Annotated in this window: 20 protein-coding genes; 10 read left to right on the forward strand and 10 right to left on the reverse strand. The window is 57.3% G+C overall.

Annotated features, from left to right (window positions below; genetic code table 11):
- Positions 1–58: 58 nt before the first annotated feature.
- Both ACEN8E_RS12155 and ACEN8E_RS12160 read right to left on the reverse strand, forming a co-directional pair.
- Positions 59–226: a hypothetical protein gene (locus tag ACEN8E_RS12155; protein ID WP_007985513.1), complete on the reverse strand. Its 168-nt coding sequence runs from the start codon at positions 224–226 to the stop codon at positions 59–61.
- Positions 227–263: 37 nt separating this feature from the next.
- Positions 264–566 carry a DUF1883 domain-containing protein gene (locus ACEN8E_RS12160; protein ID WP_007900033.1) on the reverse strand — a complete coding sequence of 101 codons (303 nt, stop codon included), beginning with the start codon at positions 564–566 and terminating at the stop codon, positions 264–266.
- Between the two features lie 201 nt (positions 567–767).
- Here ACEN8E_RS12160 and ACEN8E_RS12165 point away from each other — a divergent pair, with 201 nt between their 5' ends.
- Together ACEN8E_RS12165 and ACEN8E_RS12170 are read left to right on the forward strand one after the other, a co-directional pair.
- Entirely contained in the window at positions 768–1,124 is a 357-nt protein-coding gene (locus ACEN8E_RS12165; RefSeq protein WP_495592814.1) for a hypothetical protein, read from the forward strand.
- Positions 1,125–1,196: 72 nt separating this feature from the next.
- On the forward strand, positions 1,197–1,427 hold the full coding sequence (locus ACEN8E_RS12170; RefSeq protein WP_495592815.1) for a hypothetical protein: 231 nt from the start codon (positions 1,197–1,199) through the stop codon (positions 1,425–1,427).
- Positions 1,428–1,438: 11 nt separating this feature from the next.
- On the opposite strand, the gene ACEN8E_RS12175 is transcribed toward ACEN8E_RS12170, so the two are convergent.
- On the reverse strand, positions 1,439–1,720 hold the full coding sequence (locus ACEN8E_RS12175) for a hypothetical protein (protein WP_495592816.1): 282 nt from the start codon (positions 1,718–1,720) through the stop codon (positions 1,439–1,441).
- Positions 1,721–1,857: 137 nt separating this feature from the next.
- Positions 1,858–2,046 (reverse strand): hypothetical protein, encoded by a 189-nt coding sequence (locus ACEN8E_RS12180; protein ID WP_495592818.1) that lies wholly within the window; start codon positions 2,044–2,046, stop codon positions 1,858–1,860.
- A gap of 288 nt (positions 2,047–2,334) precedes the next feature.
- Between ACEN8E_RS12180 and galU the strand changes: the two genes are divergently transcribed.
- Positions 2,335–3,174, forward strand: coding sequence for a UTP--glucose-1-phosphate uridylyltransferase GalU (galU, locus tag ACEN8E_RS12185; protein ID WP_007975949.1), 840 nt, complete (start codon positions 2,335–2,337; stop codon positions 3,172–3,174).
- Positions 3,175–3,303: 129 nt separating this feature from the next.
- The gene (gorA, locus tag ACEN8E_RS12190; RefSeq protein ID WP_495592819.1) at positions 3,304–4,662 is read left to right on the forward strand and encodes a glutathione-disulfide reductase; all 1,359 of its coding nucleotides are present in this window, start codon (positions 3,304–3,306) and stop codon (positions 4,660–4,662) included.
- Here gorA and ACEN8E_RS12195 read toward each other — a convergent pair.
- Positions 4,659–5,669, reverse strand: coding sequence for a DNA-binding protein (locus tag ACEN8E_RS12195; protein WP_495592820.1), 1,011 nt, complete (start codon positions 5,667–5,669; stop codon positions 4,659–4,661). The genes gorA and ACEN8E_RS12195 overlap by 4 nt on opposite strands.
- A 292-nt stretch (positions 5,670–5,961) precedes the next feature.
- Here ACEN8E_RS12195 and ACEN8E_RS12200 point away from each other — a divergent pair, with 292 nt between their 5' ends.
- The 3 genes from ACEN8E_RS12200 to ahpF all read left to right on the forward strand — a co-directional run bounded on the left by ACEN8E_RS12200 (position 5,962) and on the right by ahpF (position 9,291).
- Positions 5,962–6,900 (forward strand): site-specific integrase, encoded by a 939-nt coding sequence (locus tag ACEN8E_RS12200; RefSeq protein ID WP_495592821.1) that lies wholly within the window; start codon positions 5,962–5,964, stop codon positions 6,898–6,900.
- Between the two features lie 138 nt (positions 6,901–7,038).
- A complete protein-coding gene (gene ahpC / locus ACEN8E_RS12205; protein ID WP_007975937.1) occupies positions 7,039–7,602 on the forward strand; it encodes an alkyl hydroperoxide reductase subunit C in 564 nt (187 codons plus the stop codon).
- 126 nt (positions 7,603–7,728) lie between these two features.
- The gene (gene ahpF, locus ACEN8E_RS12210; RefSeq protein WP_495592822.1) at positions 7,729–9,291 is read left to right on the forward strand and encodes an alkyl hydroperoxide reductase subunit F; all 1,563 of its coding nucleotides are present in this window, start codon (positions 7,729–7,731) and stop codon (positions 9,289–9,291) included.
- Positions 9,292–9,802: 511 nt separating this feature from the next.
- Here the strand turns inward: ahpF and gloA are convergent.
- Positions 9,803–10,324: a lactoylglutathione lyase gene (gene gloA, locus ACEN8E_RS12215; RefSeq protein ID WP_154947676.1), complete on the reverse strand. Its 522-nt coding sequence runs from the start codon at positions 10,322–10,324 to the stop codon at positions 9,803–9,805.
- A 144-nt stretch (positions 10,325–10,468) separates the two neighbouring features.
- On the opposite strand from gloA, the gene ACEN8E_RS12220 reads away from it, so the two are divergent.
- Positions 10,469–10,987 (forward strand): DUF4946 domain-containing protein, encoded by a 519-nt coding sequence (locus ACEN8E_RS12220; RefSeq protein WP_495592823.1) that lies wholly within the window; start codon positions 10,469–10,471, stop codon positions 10,985–10,987.
- 163 nt (positions 10,988–11,150) lie between these two features.
- On the opposite strand, the gene ACEN8E_RS12225 is transcribed toward ACEN8E_RS12220, so the two are convergent.
- The 3 genes from ACEN8E_RS12225 to ACEN8E_RS12235 all read right to left on the reverse strand — a co-directional run bounded on the left by ACEN8E_RS12225 (position 11,151) and on the right by ACEN8E_RS12235 (position 14,263).
- The gene (locus tag ACEN8E_RS12225) at positions 11,151–11,513 is read right to left on the reverse strand and encodes a histone-like nucleoid-structuring protein, MvaT/MvaU family (protein ID WP_007975932.1); all 363 of its coding nucleotides are present in this window, start codon (positions 11,511–11,513) and stop codon (positions 11,151–11,153) included.
- A 232-nt stretch (positions 11,514–11,745) separates the two neighbouring features.
- Entirely contained in the window at positions 11,746–13,278 is a 1,533-nt protein-coding gene (locus ACEN8E_RS12230; protein WP_495592824.1) for an EAL domain-containing protein, read from the reverse strand.
- Positions 13,279–13,390: 112 nt separating this feature from the next.
- Positions 13,391–14,263 carry a LysR family transcriptional regulator gene (locus ACEN8E_RS12235; protein ID WP_495592825.1) on the reverse strand — a complete coding sequence of 291 codons (873 nt, stop codon included), beginning with the start codon at positions 14,261–14,263 and terminating at the stop codon, positions 13,391–13,393.
- 79 nt (positions 14,264–14,342) lie between these two features.
- On the opposite strand from ACEN8E_RS12235, the gene ACEN8E_RS12240 reads away from it, so the two are divergent.
- Both ACEN8E_RS12240 and hppD read left to right on the forward strand, forming a co-directional pair.
- Positions 14,343–15,287, forward strand: coding sequence for a DMT family transporter (locus ACEN8E_RS12240; protein ID WP_495592826.1), 945 nt, complete (start codon positions 14,343–14,345; stop codon positions 15,285–15,287).
- A gap of 250 nt (positions 15,288–15,537) precedes the next feature.
- On the forward strand, positions 15,538–16,614 hold the full coding sequence (hppD, locus tag ACEN8E_RS12245) for a 4-hydroxyphenylpyruvate dioxygenase (RefSeq protein WP_008020954.1): 1,077 nt from the start codon (positions 15,538–15,540) through the stop codon (positions 16,612–16,614).
- Positions 16,615–16,668: 54 nt separating this feature from the next.
- Here hppD and rarD read toward each other — a convergent pair whose 3' ends face one another.
- A complete protein-coding gene (gene rarD / locus ACEN8E_RS12250; RefSeq protein WP_495592827.1) occupies positions 16,669–17,556 on the reverse strand; it encodes an EamA family transporter RarD in 888 nt (295 codons plus the stop codon).
- Positions 17,557–17,653 lie beyond the last annotated feature (97 nt).

Raw genomic sequence — 17,653 nt, forward strand, 5'->3', positions numbered from 1 at the left:
CGGCGCTTGCGGTCGAATTGCGAGGGGGAGCCGACTTCCACTGTCGCCCCGGTTCGCCTTACAGCGCTTTGCTGACGCTGATTTCGCTGATGACGTCGTCCTGTCCATGAATGGCATCCAGCGCCGCCTTGGCTTCTTCTGCGGTGCCGTTTTCCAGCTGGGCAAACTCGAAGCGGCGCTCACCGTTGAGTTTGTATTTGATGACGTACTTGGTCGTTTGGGCCACGGTTGTATCTGCCTGTCGTTTGTTTCGGGTTCGCTGTTCAGCTCAGTTTCGAGCTGGAGCGGCGAATGATTTTGATCGAGTGTGTCAGGGTGGGTTTGCGGGTCACGCTGATAGGGCGACGGTTGACGGTATCGATCGTGATGTTCCAGAAACCGGTGCTCGGGGCGGTGATGCGCGCCGGAAAGGTGTCGAATGCACCGCCGTGATAGGTGTGACGGCCGCCATTTTTAAAGCTGCGGAAGTTGGCGTCGTTCATCAAACGGATGTTGCACATTTGCGAGCATTGAATGACGACAATGTCGTCTTCATTGAGGTGCTCGCGCTGATGGATAAATTTCATGAGGCGCCTCCAGAAGGGCTTTTTCTACAAAATCAAAACGATAGCATGGGCGATTGGCGCAGTTTATCAGCCCGACTGCCTTATTATCCGGCCACTTTGACAATTAAAAACGCTAATTTCACCTTTGATGAGCGATAAAGTAGGGCACCTCGGAGAAAAAACGCATCTGCGCTGTCCGAGCCTCTTTATCGGAGGTTTTGTATGAAATGGGGTTTTTGGTTTCTTTCGCTGGCGGTATTGGTGAGCGGTTGCGCGAACGTCTCTGAAATCAATGCGACGCTGCCGACCATGAACGTGATTTCTGGCAAGAAGCCCCATGAATATGCGCAATGCCTCAGCGAAAAACTGGCCGACAGCCGTGGCGCCTTGCAAGTCGAGCCGCACAAGGATGGATTGCGCGTGATCGTGCCGCTCAAATATTCCTCGGGCCCGTCTGCCGTATTCGACATTGAAGAGCGCTCGGGCGGCAGCAGCATCAAGCTACACGAGAGCATGTCCAATGTCCCGGTGCGTCCAAAGGATGTACAGAATGCCGCCACCGAGTGCATTTCCGGCTGATAGACTATCGACTGACAGCACCGATGCCGCCAAAGCCTGGCTTTGGCGGCATCGTTATTTCTGGAGTCGAGTATGAAGCGAGAGCAGATCCGGGCGCGCCACGCAGAGGGGCTTATCTCTGCCACCCACGTGATTCAGAACCCGGCTGACCTTGGAGAATGGATCGTGTTTTTCAAGAAAAGCGCCGGGCGCAGCTATTTCCTGGTGGATGACAACGATGAAGTCGAGTCCTTCGGTAATCTCAACGACTTGATCGAAACATTGCGCGGACTCGGGATCAAGTTCGCCGAAATTCATCTGTAGGGTCGAGCGCGTTATTTGCAGACCACCACGACGTTGCGGTTCTTGTAATTGCCGATATCGGCCCCGAGGGTCTTTTCGCTTTCCTTGAGCGATGGCGTACCGTCGGTGCCGACAATCCGGTAGCCGGTACCCGCGCAGGAGGCGTCGGCCTTTTCGTAGCAGGCGGCCCAGGAATTGGCCTCTCCCGAGCAGTCGATCGTCAGGCCCTGCTCTCCGTTGTTCAGGTAGGTTTCTTCCGACGTCGCACAGCCACTCAGGGCCAATACCGCTAGCAAAGGCAATATCTTTTTCATGGATTGATCATCGTCAGGGTGGTGGGGCAAGGCTGAGACAGCGCCGGGATCAAAAGGTTATAGCGAAAGGCCACATCTTTTTCGGCAGTCACAAAAAAGCCCTGTGCAATGACAGGGCTATTCGATAGGGGCGTCGGTCAGTTCTTGTCCTTGCCGCGTCGCTTGGGTTCCGGATGCTCAAGCTCCAGCACCGAAGCCACTTCGATTGCCAGGGCTTCGGAAGGGAAAGGTCCGGCGATATTTTCACCGGCGGCACTCGCCACCCACCATTGACCGTCTTTCACCTGATTGATCAGGAATCCGTTGACGCTTTTTGCTGCCGACATCTAATTGCCTCGTTGTCTGGTTCAATCGCGCCATGATACCGCCAAACGCGCGCAGCGGGTGCCGTTGGGCGTATGGTGGGATGCCGGCTTAGGTAGAAAGCGTGCAATTGCGCGAATCTCTGCTATGCATAAGGGTTTGCCCCGTAACCTGCGCACCCGCGCAGGGAACTATCGGCAAGAATATTTCTCTATGTTGGCATCGGTTAGCCAGCGCGGGGCATTGTAAGGTGCACGCCGCCTGATTAGACTGCGCCGAAACTCGTACACACAGCCGTTACAAGGACTTATATGATCAAGAAATGCTTGTTCCCAGCAGCCGGTTACGGTACTCGCTTCCTGCCAGCGACTAAAGCCATGCCCAAAGAAATGCTGCCGGTGGTAAACAAGCCACTGATCCAGTACGGCGTCGAAGAGGCATTGGATGCCGGCTTGAACGAAATCTCCATCGTCACCGGTCGCGGCAAGCGCGCCCTGGAAGACCATTTCGACATCAGCTACGAGCTGGAAAACCAGATCAAGGGCACCGACAAGGAGAAATACCTGGTCGGTATCCGCCGTCTGCTGGATGAGTGCTCGTTCTCCTACACCCGCCAGACCGAAATGAAAGGTCTGGGCCACGCGATCCTCACCGGTCGCCCACTGATCGGTGACGAGCCGTTCGCCGTGGTGCTGGCGGATGACCTGTGTGTCAACCTGGAAGGTGACGGCGTACTCAAGCAGATGGTCAAGCTGTACAAGCAGTATCGCTGCACCATCGTCGCGATCATGGAAGTAGACCCGCAGGAAACCAGCAAGTACGGTGTGATTGCCGGCGACCTGATCGGTGACGACCTGTACCGCGTGCGCAACATGGTCGAGAAGCCAAAACCGGAAGACGCCCCGTCGAACCTGGCGATCATCGGTCGTTACATCATGACGCCGGACATCTTCAGCCTGATCGAACAAACCGAGCCAGGCAAAGGCGGCGAGATCCAGATCACTGACGCCCTGATGAAACAGGCGCAGGATGGTTGCGTGATCGCCTACAAGTTCAAGGGCAAGCGTTTCGACTGCGGTGGCGCCGAAGGCTACATCGACGCGACCAACTTCTGCTTCGAGAACTTCTACAAGACGGGCAAGGCTTACTGATAGCCGGCGACCTGTTGTATCGAAAAGCCACCTTCGGGTGGCTTTTTCATTTTCCAGCTCCATATCGTCTGCAGCGCTTGCCCCACAAATGTCTACGGGTATGCTGGTCACCTGCCGAGGAGATTGAAAATGGCCTACGATTTTGACCTTTATGTGATTGGTGCCGGTTCTGGCGGTGTGCGGGCTGCGCGGTTTGCCGCCGGGTTCGGTGCGAAAGTGGCCGTGGCCGAGAGCCGCTACCTGGGCGGTACCTGTGTGAACGTCGGCTGCGTGCCGAAAAAGTTGCTGGTCTACGGTGCGCACTTCGCTGAAGACTTCGAGCAGTCTTCCGGTTTTGGCTGGAGCCTGGATGAGGCGCAGTTCGATTGGGCGACGCTGATCGCCAACAAGGACCGCGAGATCAATCGCCTCAATGGTATTTATCGCAACCTGCTGGTCAACAGTGGCGTGACCTTGCATGAAGGCCACGCGAAGATCGTCGATCCGCATCAGGTCGAGATCAATGGCGAGCGCTTTACCGCCAAAAATATCCTGATCGCTACCGGTGGCTGGCCACAGATTCCGGAGATCCCGGGGCACGAGCATGCCATCAGTTCCAACCAGGCATTCTTCCTTAAAACGCTGCCCAAGCGCGTGTTGGTGGTGGGCGGGGGCTACATTGCGGTCGAGTTCGCCGGGATCTTCCATGGCCTGGGCGCCGAGACCACGCTGCTGTATCGCGGTGAACTGTTCCTGCGCGGCTTCGACACTTCGGTGCGCAAGCACTTGCAGGAAGAGTTGACCAAACGCGGCATGGATCTGCAATTCAATGCGGACATCGAGCGCATCGACAAGCAGGCCGACGGCAGTCTGAAAGTCACGCTCAAGGATGGTCGCCAGCTGGAAGCCGATTGCGTGTTCTACGCCACGGGCCGTCGTCCGATGCTGGACAATCTCGGGCTGGAAAACACCGGGGTCAAACTCGACAGGAAAGGCTTTGTCGAGGTCGACGAGCTGTATCAGACCGCCGAGCCATCGATCCTGGCGCTGGGCGATGTGATCGGTCGTGTTCAGCTGACACCGGTTGCTCTGGCAGAGGGCATGGCGGTTGCACGACGCCTGTTCAAGCCAGAGCAGTATCGTCCGGTGGATTACAAGATGATCCCGACGGCGGTGTTCAGCCTGCCAAACATCGGCACCGTCGGGTTGACCGAGGAAGAGGCCCGCGAAGCCGGCCACGACGTGCAGATCTTCGAAAGCCGCTTCCGGCCGATGAAGCTGACCCTGACTGAATGCCAGGAGCGCACGCTGATGAAGCTGGTGGTCGACGCCAGGACCGACAAGGTATTGGGTTGCCACATGGTCGGTCCGGAGGCCGGTGAAATCGTCCAGGGTCTGGCGATTGCCTTGAAGGCCGGCGCCACCAAGCGCCACTTCGACGAAACTATCGGCGTGCACCCGACAGCCGCCGAAGAGTTCGTCACCATGCGGTCGCCGGTCGCCGGTTAATCGTCCTTCGCTGCGTCTGCCGCTGCCACAATGGTTGCGGCCAGACGTACGCGTTCTTCCAGGTCTGTCCGGGTTTTGGCTAACTCGATTTCCAGTGACTTGTTGAGCTGCGACTGCTCGTCGACGTTCTGTTTGAGGGCCTGGCTTTCCAGCAGGGCGACGCGCAGGCGTTCCTGGAGGAGGGTGCGTTCGCCGTCGACGCGGGTGGCCTGTTCCAGCAACTGATCCTGACGGGTATTGCTTTGCTTGAGCTGTTCTTGCATCAGGCTCAGTTCCCGCAGCGTGCCGCGGTTTTCAGTCAGCAAACGTTCATTGTCGCGGTGCAATTGGGTGATTTCATCCTGGCGTACCAGCGCGCTTTGTTGTGCCTGACGCAGTTCCATCTGCAGTTGTTGCACCTGGCCTTCATGGCGACTCAATTCCTGTTCGCGCTGTTCCTTGACCGCATTGCGGTAGTGCTCCAGTGCGTCCCGAGTGTGCAGGTGTTTTTCTTCAAGGGAGCGAATCTGCTCGTCCTTGTCTTTCAAGCGCAATTCGAAGTCGGTCAGCGCCTGGTTCAGTCCGGCGTTGCGGGTTTGTTCCGTTTGCAGCAAGGCGCGGGTTTCTTGCAGGACCTCGGATTCCTGGGTCAGTGCCAGGCTCTGAAACTCGTATTGCTGGTGCAGTTCGCTGTTGGCCTCTTGCGCTTCGCCAAGCTGGTTTTCCAGCGCCTTGCGCTGTTCCTCGTATTGCGCGCGCGCTTGGTCGATGGGCTCCTGCGCTTGCTCCTTGAGGCGTTGTGCGAGCCGCGCCACCAGCGCCATCAGTTCGTCGTCAATCGGTTCCGTCGGCGCTTCGACCGGTTCGTTCCTGTCATCGAGCTCTTTGAGATAGCGATGAATCGTGGTCTTCGAACCGGTATTGCCCATCTCGATCCGTACGGCATCGATGCTGGGGTTTTCGCCACGGGCGAGGATCGCCAACCGAGCGGCTTGCACCACCGCTTTATTTACACCGCCGCGTGCCATGAGTTCTCCCGGGTTTTGATGATGTGGTACGTACCACGTAAATACACATTGTACCATTCAATTTGTAAAGTTAAATGCTGAATATAGCTGGCACGGGATATACTGGTATTACCCCGTGTGAGTGCAGTTTCGAGGCATTCATCGCGCTATTTCCGTACACAAACCCTTGTAGGAGCGAGCCTGCTCGCGAAAAACCCGAGAACGCCGCGGGGCACCTGCCAGCCAGCGTTATCGTTGACGATCATCGCGAGCGAGCTCGCTCCTACAGACAGTCAAAACAGGTTCATGTCCTATGAGCGATCTGGATCGCTATCTGCAAGCGGCGACTCGCGACAACACTCGTCGCAGCTATCGGGCAGCCATCGAACACTTCGAAGTCACGTGGGGCGGTTTTCTGCCGGCAACCGGCGACAGCGTGGCGCGCTACCTGGTGGCCCATGCCGGTGTGTTATCGATCAATACGCTGAAACTGCGATTGTCGGCATTGGCGCAGTGGCACAACAGCCAGGGTTTTGCCGATCCCACCAAGGCGCCGGTGGTGCGCAAGGTGTTCAAGGGCATCCGCGCGCTGCACCCGGCCCAGGAAAAACAAGCCGAACCCTTGCAGCTTCAGCATCTGGAGCAGGTGGTCAGTTGTCTGGAGTTGGAGGTGCAAACCGCCAGGGCCGAAGGCGACCGGCCGGGAATGCTGCGCGCCCGGCGCGACATGGCGTTGATCCTGCTGGGCTTTTGGCGCGGCTTTCGCAGCGATGAGTTGTGCCGGCTGCAGGTTGAACACGTGCAGGCCAGCGCCGGTTCCGGCATCAGTCTCTATCTGCCGCGCAGCAAGAGTGATCGCGACAACCTCGGCAAGACGTATCAGACGCCGGCCTTGCAGCGTTTGTGTCCGGTGCAGGCTTATATCGACTGGATTACCGAGGCTGCTCTGGTGCGCGGGCCGGTGTTCCGTGGCATCGACCGCTGGGGGCATCTGGGCGAGGAGGGGTTGCACGCCAACAGCGTGATTCCTTTACTGCGTCAGGCGCTGGAGCGCGCCGGCATTGCTGGCGAGCTTTACACCAGCCACTCCTTGCGCCGCGGCTTTGCGACCTGGGCGCATCAAAGTGGCTGGGACTTGAAGTCGCTCATGAGTTATGTGGGCTGGAAGGACATGAAGTCGGCCATGCGTTACATCGAGGCCAGCCCATTCCTCGGGATGGCGCGCATCACAGAAAAGCCGGTTGAACCCTAGATACCGTTTTCTTCTATTAATACGGTCGGCTAATAGCGAAAGCCAATCAGCAGCATGAGGTTTGCCAATGAGCCTTCTGTCCGACGAGTGGGTAAAGTTCTCTCCATCAACTTCTTAACCCCTGACGGAGAGTCAACGATGCCTATCATCAACAGCCAAGTTAAACCGTTCAAAGCTGACGCATTCAAAAATGGCGACTTCGTAAAAGTCTCGGACGCTGACCTGAAAGGCAAGTGGTCGGTGGTGTTCTTCTACCCGGCAGACTTCACCTTCGTATGCCCGACCGAGCTGGAAGACCTGGCTGACAACTACGACGCATTCCAGAAACTGGGCGTCGAGATCTACAGTGTTTCCACCGATACCCACTTCGCCCACGCTGCCTGGCACAACACTTCGCCAGCCATCGGCAAAATCCAGTACACCATGATCGGCGACCCGACCCACGCCATCTCCCGCAACTTCGACGTGCTGATCGAAGAAGCCGGTCTGGCTGACCGTGGCACCTTCGTGATCAACCCGGAAGGCCAGATCAAGATCGTTGAACTGAACGATGGCGGCGTAGGCCGTGACGCTTCCGAGCTGCTGCGCAAAATCAAGGCTGCCCAGTACGTCGCTGCTCACCCGGGCCAGGTTTGCCCTGCCAAGTGGAAAGAAGGCGAGGCCACTCTGGCGCCGTCCCTGGACCTGGTCGGCAAGATCTAAGTCTGTGATCGCACCATCAGGGCGGAACTCCGCACCTACCCGGTAAGCTGCACCGCCCAATAAAAACGCCCGGGCGAGATTCGTTCGGGCGTTTTTTTATGTCTCAAATTCAAGGAAATCGCCCGTATGTTGGATGCCAATCTTAAAGCCCAGTTGAAATCGTACCTGGAACGGGTCACCCAGCCGATCGAGATCGTTGCATCCCTCGACGACGGTGCGAAATCCCGGGAAATGCTCGAACTATTGAAAGACGTTGCCAGTCTTTCCACCCAGATTACTTTGCTCGACAACGGCGATGATGCACGCAAGCCGTCGTTCTCGATCAATCGCCCGGGAGCGGATATCAGCCTGCGTTTCGCCGGCATCCCGATGGGTCATGAGTTCACGTCCTTGGTGCTGGCCTTGTTGCAGGTCGGCGGTCACCCGTCCAAAGCCAGTGTCGAGGTGATCGAACAGATTCGCTCGCTCAAAGGCGAATTCAACTTCGAGACTTACTTCTCGCTGTCGTGCCAGAACTGCCCGGACGTGGTCCAGGCGCTGAACCTGATGGCGGTACTGAACCCGAACATCCGCCACGTCGCCATCGACGGTGCACTGTTCCAGGCCGAAGTCGACGAGCGCCAGATCATGGCCGTGCCAAGCATTTACCTCAATGGCGTGAACTTCGGCCAGGGCCGTATGGGGCTGGAAGAAATCCTCGCCAAAATCGACACCAGTGGCATCGAGCGCCAGGCCGAGAAAATCAGTGCCAAGGATGCCTTTGATGTGCTGGTAGTCGGCGGTGGCCCGGCCGGTGCTTCGGCAGCAATCTACGCGGCCCGCAAAGGCATCCGCACCGGTGTCGCGGCTGAGCGTTTTGGTGGGCAGGTGCTGGACACCATGGCCATCGAGAACTTCATCTCCGTGCAGGAAACCGAAGGGCCGAAGCTGGCCGTGGCTCTGGAAGAACACGTCAAGCAGTACGACGTGGATATCATGAACCTGCAACGTGCGGACAAATTGGTGCCTGGCAAGAATGGCGAGCTGCACCAGATTCACTTCGCCAGCGGTGCATCGCTCAAAGCCAGGAGCGTGATTCTGGCGACGGGTGCGCGGTGGCGGGAAATGAACGTCCCGGGCGAGCAGCAATACCGCAACAAAGGTGTTGCCTACTGCCCGCACTGCGATGGCCCGCTGTTCAAGGGCAAGCGCGTGGCAGTGATTGGTGGCGGCAACTCCGGCGTCGAAGCGGCCATCGACCTGGCGGGCATCGTGTCCCATGTCACGCTGCTGGAGTTCGATATGCAGTTACGTGCCGATGCGGTATTGCAGCGCAAGTTGCACAGTCTGCCGAACGTCACCGTGATCACCAGTGCGCAAACCACTGAAGTCATCGGCGACGGTCAGAAGGTCAACGGCCTGCGCTACAAGGATCGGCAGAGCGACGAATTGCGCAGTGTGGAGCTGGAAGGGATTTTCGTGCAGATCGGTCTGCTGCCGAACACCGATTGGCTCAAAGGCACCATTGAGTTGTCGCCGCGCGGCGAGATCATCGTCGACGCTCGCGGTGAAACCTCGGTGCCGGGTGTGTTCGCTGCTGGCGACGTGACTACTGTGCCGTACAAGCAGATCGTGATCGCGGTGGGTGAGGGCGCCAAGGCTTCTCTCAGCGCCTTCGATCACTTGATCCGCACTTCCGCCCCGGCATAAAGCCTGGCGCTGAAAACAAAAAACCCATGACTGGTCATGGGTGTTTTTGTTTAACGCATTCCAGATGTGGGAGCGAGCCTGCTCGCGATGGTCGTCAACGATAACGCTGGATTGCAGATGCCCCGCGGCGTTCTCGGGTTTTTCGCGAGCAGGCTCGCTCCTACAGAGGTGCATCGGCGCCGGCGTTGAAAATATACAACCCTGTAGGAGCGAGCTTGCTCGCGATGGTCGTCAACGATAACGCTGGATTGCAGATGCCCCGCGGCGTTCTCGGGTTTTTCGCGAGCAAGCTCGCTCCTACAGAGGTGCATCGGCGCCGGCGTTGAAAATATACAACCCTGTAGGAGCGAGCTTGCTCGCGATGGTCGTCAACGATAACGCTGGTTGGCAGGTGCCCCGCGGTGTTCTCGGGTTTATCGCGAGCAAGCTCGCTCCTACAAACACAAAACCCCATGATTGATCATGGGGTTTTGTGTTTCATACATTTCAAATGTGGGATTTGTTGCGCGGGTTACAGCGGCGCAGGCTGGATGATCTCGACCCAGTAGGCGTCCGGGTCCTTGATGAACGCCAGGCTCTTCATGCGACCATCGCTCAGGCGTTTCTGGAAATCGCAGCCCAGCGCTTCAAAGCGCTCGCAAGCGGCGACGATATCCGGCACCGAAATGCAGATGTGGCCGAAACCGCGTGGGTCGGTATTGCCGTTGTGGTAGGCGAAATCCGCATCGTTCTCTGTGCCATGGTTGTGGGTCAGCTCCAGAATGCCGGGGATCGATTTCATCCACTCGGTGCGCGCGGCGACATCGGCCGGGATCTGGTTCTTGTCGACCAGTGCCAGGAAATACAGGCTGAATTCGGCTTCCGGGAAGTCGCGCTTTTCCACCAGCGTAAAACCCAGGATGCGTGTGTAGAAGTCCAGGGACTTGGTGATGTCCTTGACCCGCAGCATGGTGTGGTTGAAGACAAATTTCTGCGTGGCGGCGTCCGGTTGGGCGGTGACGCCGGGGAAGGTGTTCAGTTCGTGCAGGCTCATGGGCCCTCCGGGAAATATGTGGGCTAACGAATGGTGACAATGATACGCAAGGGTTGGGACATCACCAAACCCAAACAGTCGGCTATTGCCTGACAGGCGACCTGGGCCCAGACTTTACGGCTTGATCCTTGAGTGCCCATTGCAATGATTCGAATCCGTAACGTGCTGTTCATCCTGCTAAGCATGTTTTCGCTGGCTGGCGTTGCTCGCGCCGATGAGCCGGTAGTGACCTGGCCGGAAGGCTGGCAGGTCGAAGAAGTGCCTGGGGCGGCGTCGGGGGTCAGTCGCCAGCGCGCAGTGAAAAATGATCAGAATGGATCGCCGCTCATGGTGATGGAGCTGACCATGAGTCCGGTGCAAGGCGATCATCAGGTAAACCTCGAAGGCGTGTTGCTGGAGATGCGCAAGTCGGTACAAAAAGACTTCTTTCAGGGTGGGTATCAAAGTGTCTGTACGCGAATTCATTCGACTACCTTGAGTCGATTGGCCGCGCTGGAAACAACCTGCACCGTCACGCAAAACGGCAGGCACGTGCTTTCTCAAACATTGGTGGCTGCGGTGGATGCCGATAAGGCCTATGTTCTTTCCTACGCAGGGCAGGCAGAGGCTTATAAGGCGAGCCAGGAAGAAATAGACGCTGCCCGTAACAGCTTGAAACTTTAGTTGGCGTCAGTGCTTTTTCGATGCATGAAAAAAATTTTAGATATCCAAATGGATTAAGCACAAAATTGTTGGCAGTCAGCTAGTTGTCTGGTGCCCGCCCCGGGTATTTAGATAACCCATGAAAAAGCCCTGCATAAGCAGGGCTTTTTTGTCGCCGCGAGAGTTAGCCGCGCAGCCAGGAGTCAACGGTGGCTGCACCGTACTGTTCTTTCCAGGCTTTCAGGCCGCGATGATTGCCGCCCTTGGTTTCAATCAGCTCGCCGGTGTGCGGGTTCTGATAAACCTTGACCACACGGGCGCGGCGGGTTTTAGGTGCGGCTGCCTGCAGGCCGGATTTTGCCGGGTTTGGGTCGAGAATGGCGATGATGTCGCGCAGGCTCTTGCCATAGGTTTTCATCAAACCCTGGAGCTTCTCTTCGAATTCGATTTCTTTCTTGAGCCCGGCATCGTTCTTCAGGGATTCCAACTGCTTGAGCTGTTCTTGAAGGGCCTTTTCGGCTGCACGAAATTCAGCGAGTCTGGACAATATCTTTACTCCAATAGTGTGTTTGGCTGATACCAACCGCAAACAAAGCTATAAGCCAAGAGCCTTGAAGCGACTCGGTGATAGTGGCTCACCTGCCAATTTAGCGCAGGCATGAAAAATTGTAGTAGTTAATTGACCAAGAGTAAATCCTGTCTTTTTTTCATGTAACGGCAGTAGTGTTTTGATTCAAATTTGTGCGTTTAAGCGTTGTTTTATCGATTAAATTCTCGAGTTAATGGTCGCTTAATGCACTAATGAATTCCGCGCCGGGCATGGGTTTGCCGAACAGATAACCTTGCAGGAAGTTGACCTGGTGAACGCTCAGGTAATCACTCTGCTCACGGGTCTCGACACCTTCGGCCACCAGGGCAAGGTCGAGTTTGACTGCCAGTTCGATGATGCTGTCGAGGATGTGGCTCGAGAGTGTGTCGATACCGATCATGGCGACAAAACTCTGGTCGATTTTCAGGAAGTCCACATTGAACTGCCGCAGGTAGCCAAGGCTCGAGTGACCCGTGCCAAAATCGTCGATGGCGATTTTCACGCCCAGTTCGCGAAGTTGCTCGAACAGTTGCAGGGTGATGGGCGTGGGTTCGATCAGTTCGCGCTCGGTCAGTTCCAGTACCAGATGGATCGAGCCCGGCTCGAACGCATCGAGAAACTCGCGACAGTCCTTGATCAGTTCCAGGTCCTGGCAATGGCTGGCGGTGATGTTGATGCCGATGTGAAACGGTTTGTTGAATCTGGCGGACTGCGGGGCGAGCAGGGCGGCGGTTTGCCGCATCAGCGAGCGGGTCATCGGCACGATCAGTCCCGAGTGCTCGGCAAACGGGATGAACAGGTCCGGACGCACCAGGCCTTCCTTCGGATGTTTCCAGCGCATCAGCACTTCAGCGCCGGACCAGCTTTTGCTGTCGCCATGCACCACGGGCTGGAAATAGGGAATGAATTCTGCGGCTTCCAGTGCCCGTTGCATTTCCTGGGTGGGTGCCGATGAGCGTTTTTGCAGGAAATGACCGATTGACCCGGCAATCACACCGAAGAAAATCAGCAGGCTGAACAGCGGCGGATATTCGCTGCTCATGTATCGCCAGGTTTCGCCTTCGGGGAAACCGGCTTCCACGGCAATTGCATAGTGCCCGGAGCTCAAACGGCTCGGCGCGACGGGCAGTTCAGGTGCAGCACCGGTGTGAACCTTGCCATCGGCAGACATCCAGTCCGGCCCAACCTGCAGCAACAGCAAGGTATTGCGACCGATCAAGCGCAGAATGTTGCTCAAGTGATAACCATCGAGGGTCGTCAATGCGCCTTTTTTTCCTTCGCTCAGTCGGTACACCAGCAAGGCGGTATCGGGGGTCACCGGGTTGCCGTTCATGAGCCATAAGGCGCCCTGGGTGTAGTCACCGGGGGGGACTTTCTCCTGGTAGTCGCCGAACAAAGAGCTGCAATAAATGTTGTTGTCCCACACCAGATTGGTCGCGCGCACGAATGGGCGGCGAGTGACCTGTTCGCGCAGGGCCAGTTTGACGTCAGCACAACTTTGGCCAGACAGCGGCAGTAGTTCGCGAGCGGCCTGGGAGTTGTTGTCGAGCATCAGGTCGAACTGGCGAATCGCTTCTTCGGCGGTTTGTTCGGCGTCTTGTTTGAGTGCGCGCCCTGCTTGCATGTAAAGAATGGCGGTCCCCAGCAGCATCGGGAGCAATCCACTGATCAGAGTGACAGCCATTCTTGTGTTGCGACCGCGGGTTTTGGCTTTCAGTGGCATTCGCGAATCCTGTCACGAAAAAGTAGGGCTCTCAAACGCTGGCAGGGCAATACGCCTCCCATGAAGAGTTCGGGTACGGGCCATGATAGTTGGCCCTTGGCGGTTATGCCGCTCAACGGAAGTCAAGGCTTTGGGCCAGATCGATAAAGGCCAGCGTCGCGGGTGATGCCTGGCGTCGATCGAGTACCGCCAGGCCGACCTGGCGCAACACCGCCGGCGACAGCGGTTTTTTCACCCAGCGGCTGTCAATCTGGTTGGGCAAAGAACCTTCGGCAACCACCGTCACCCCGTCGCCACGCGCGACAACATCCAGAGTGCTCAACAACTGCGAGCAGCGATAACGGATGTTGGGCGTCAGTCGGGCCGCGGTGAACAGGCGTGAAACCAGCTCCGAAGAACCGGCCTCGGTCAGCACAAACGGGGAATCGCACAAGTCCTTCAGGCTGAGGCTGTCGTATACCGCCAGCGGGTGGCCAGCGGGCAGCAGCGCGACCATCTGGTCTTCGATCAGCGCGACCGTGTCGAAACGCTCCTCGGGTAACACCACAAAGCCGATGTCGATCCGTCGCTCCTCCAGCCACTGGAGTACCTGGCGATCAGGGCCTTCGTCGATATGCACCTCGATACCGGGATGGGCGGCGCGGTACTGCTGCAAAATCAACGGCAGCAACTTGATCGATGAGGTCGGGCCGAAGGAGCCGATGCGCAGCGTGCCGCGTTTCATGCCTCGTGCATCGGCCGCCTCTTGGCGCAGGGTATTGGCCAGACCCAGCATCGCTCGGGCGCGGAGCAACAATTGCTGGCCGATGTCGCTTGGCTCGACCCGGGATTGATGTCGGCGCAACAACTCGACACCCAATTCCTGCTCCAGGGACTTCAAGGCATGGGACACCGCCGATTGGGAAATACCCAGGCGATTGGCCGCTGCCGTGAAGCCGTGGAGTTCGGCCACGATGGAGAAAATCTCCAGTTGAGTGAGGGTCATGAGTGTTTGCTCATTTTACGATGACAGGGTATTAGCTGAATGATACGTCATCTGCCCCGACATCCGGTTCTGGAATCTTATGACGACCTGCGAGCAAACCCTGTCAAAGCCATCGGATCTGCCGGTGTATCTAAAGCTGGCGGCAGTCACCATGGTGTGGGGCGGCACCTTCGTTGCCGGACGTTATCTGGCCGGCAGCCTCAGCCCGCTGCTGGCTGCCAGCCTGCGGTTCCTGATGGCCAGCGTGGCGCTGCTGCTGTTTGTGCGCCTGGCGCGGATACCGCTGGTCCGGCCCAGCGCGCGGCAGTGGCTGCAATTGTCATTGCTTGGCTTCTTCGGGATCTTTTTCTACAACCTGTGCTTCTTTTATGGCCTGCATTTCATCAACGCCTCTCGGGCATCCTTGATCGTCGCGCTGAACCCGGCGGTGATCGGCCTGGCTTCGTGGCTACTGTTCAAGGAACGTTTGAACCGGATGAAAGTCCTCGGCATTGCGATCTGCATCGCGGGTGCGAGCCTGGTGATCGTCAGTCGCGACCCGCAATTGTTGGCCGGTGGAGCCGACGCCTGGCTCGGCGATCTGCTGATTTTCGGCTGTGTCCTGGGCTGGGGCATCTACTCGCTGTGCTCCAGAGAACTCAACCAGACCCTGGGGCCGGTGCAAACGGTGACGTATTCGATTCTGCTGGGCACCGCCATGCTCTGCATGACCTGCATCGTCAGTGCTGAGGTGAATGTTGTCGCGATCGCCCACCTGGGTGTGCAGCAATGGTCGAGTCTTTTGTACCTGGGCGTACTGGGATCGGCGTTGGCGTACATTGGCTATTACGACGGCATTCGCAAAATCGGTGCGACGCGTTCCGGGGTGTTCATTGCCCTGAACCCGTTGACGGCGGTAATCCTTGGCGCGCTGTTGCTGGATGAGCCGCTGACGCTGGCCATGTGCCTGGGTGGCGGGCTGATACTGGCGGGGATTTTCCTCTGCAATAAACCCCTTGCGCGGGCAAGGAAAAAGGGGATTTGATACAGAAGGCGGACAAACTGATTTACGCTGTGTAGAATCAGGTTACGCATACAATAATAATCGTCTTCTGGCAGCAGAAGCCTCGCCCGCAAGAGCTTTGGGTCGATAATGAAGATATTCGGGTTTCAACTGATCTACGGTGATTTTCTCGCCCGCAGTGTGCGGGGCATCTCCTGTGCGCCTCCCACTGGTCTCAGCATTGCTTACAACTAACCTTTGTTAATTGATAAAGAATGATGAGGCGCCAACCATGGCAGATTTATACGAAAACCCAATGGGCCTGATGGGCTTTGAATTCATCGAGCTCGCATCGCCGACCCCCAATACCCTGGAGCCGATCTTCGAGATCATGGGCTTCACCAAGGTGGCAACCCACCGCTCCAAGGACGTGCACCTGTATCGCCAGGGCGCGATCAACCTGATCCTCAACAATGAACCCCACAGCGTAGCCTCGTACTTCGCGGCCGAGCACGGTCCGTCGGTGTGCGGCATGGCGTTTCGCGTCAAGGATTCGCAAAAAGCCTACAAGCGCGCCCTGGAACTCGGCGCCCAGCCGATCCACATCGAAACCGGCCCGATGGAACTGAACCTGCCGGCGATCAAAGGCATTGGTGGTGCGCCGCTGTACCTGATCGACCGTTTCGGTGAAGGCAACTCGATCTATGACATCGACTTCGTGTTCCTCGAAGGTGTTGACCGCCACCCGGTCGGTGCCGGCCTGAAGATCATCGATCACTTGACCCACAACGTGTATCGCGGTCGCATGGCCTACTGGGCCAACTTCTACGAGAAGCTGTTCAATTTCCGCGAAATCCGCTACTTCGACATCAAGGGCGAGTACACCGGCCTGACCTCCAAGGCCATGACTGCGCCCGATGGCATGATCCGCATTCCATTGAACGAAGAGTCGTCCAAGGGCGCCGGGCAGATCGAAGAGTTCCTGATGCAGTTCAACGGCGAGGGTATCCAGCACGTTGCTTTCCTGTCCGATGACCTGATCAAGACCTGGGATCACCTGAAAAGCATCGGCATGCGCTTCATGACCGCGCCGCCGGACACCTACTACGAAATGCTCGAAGGCCGTTTGCCGAACCATGGCGAGCCGGTGGGCGAACTGCAGGCACGGGGCATCCTGCTGGATGGTTCGTCCGAGTCAGGCGACAAGCGCCTGCTGTTGCAGATCTTCTCGGAAACCCTGATGGGTCCGGTGTTCTTCGAGTTCATCCAGCGCAAGGGCGACGATGGTTTCGGCGAAGGCAACTTCAAGGCACTGTTCGAATCGATCGAGCGTGACCAGGTTCGTCGTGGTGTGTTGTCCACCGACTAAGCCGTTGCAGATATAAAAAAGCCCGATCAACTGATCGGGCTTTTTTTGCTTTGGCTACATCGGTTTGCGCTTTTGACGGACCAGATGCTTGAACCCTTCAAACACCAGCACCAGCACCGCCATCCAGATCGGGATGTAGGTCAGCCATTCGCCGGCCTTGATGCTCTCTCCCAACAGCAGCGCAACGCCCAGCAGCAACACCGGTTCGACGTAGCTCAACAAGCCGAACAGGCTGAACGGCAGCAGACGACTGGCAATGATGTAGACCACCAGCGCCGATGCACTGATCACGCCCAGCATCGGGATCAGCAGCGACAACCATGGATGCTGGTCAAACACGCCGAAACCTTGTGCGCCGCTTTGAACGAACCACAACGCCACCGGCAGCATCAACGCCATGTCCAGCCACAAGCCGCCAAGATTGTCCGTCGCCAGTCGTTTGCGAACGACGAAGTAAGTCGGATAGCCAATACAGACCAGCAAGGTCGCCCAGGAAAAACCACCGACCTGATACACCTCGTTGATTACGCCGAGGCAGGCGAACACCACGGCGACTTTTTGCAGATAGGACAGGCGTTCGCCATAAGCGATACGCCCGGTAAGGACCATGGTCAGCGGCAGCAGGAAATAACCGAGGGACACATCCAGGCTGTAGCCGTTCAGCGGCGCCCACATGAACAGCCACAATTGCACGCCGAGGAGGGCGGAGGAGGCAATCAGCGCGCCCATCAGCTTCGGATTGGCAATGACCCGCCGAACGATCTCCAGCACGCGCTTCCATTCGCCGGACAGCACCATGAACACGGTCATGCACGGTACGGTCAGCAGCATGCGCCAACCGAAGATTTCTACGCCGCTCAAGGGGGTGAGCAGCGACGTGTAGTAATACATGACGGCAAACAGCACCGAGGCTGAAACCGATAGAGCGATACCTTTAGACAAGCTGTCCTCGCGAAGTTGAAGGAAAAACGGGCTGCGGAGGATACGTGGTTTTTGTGCTGAATATTGTCCGGATGATCAATATTTCCAACACCACCCT

The organism is Pseudomonas sp. Pseusp9 (genome assembly GCF_059491265.1).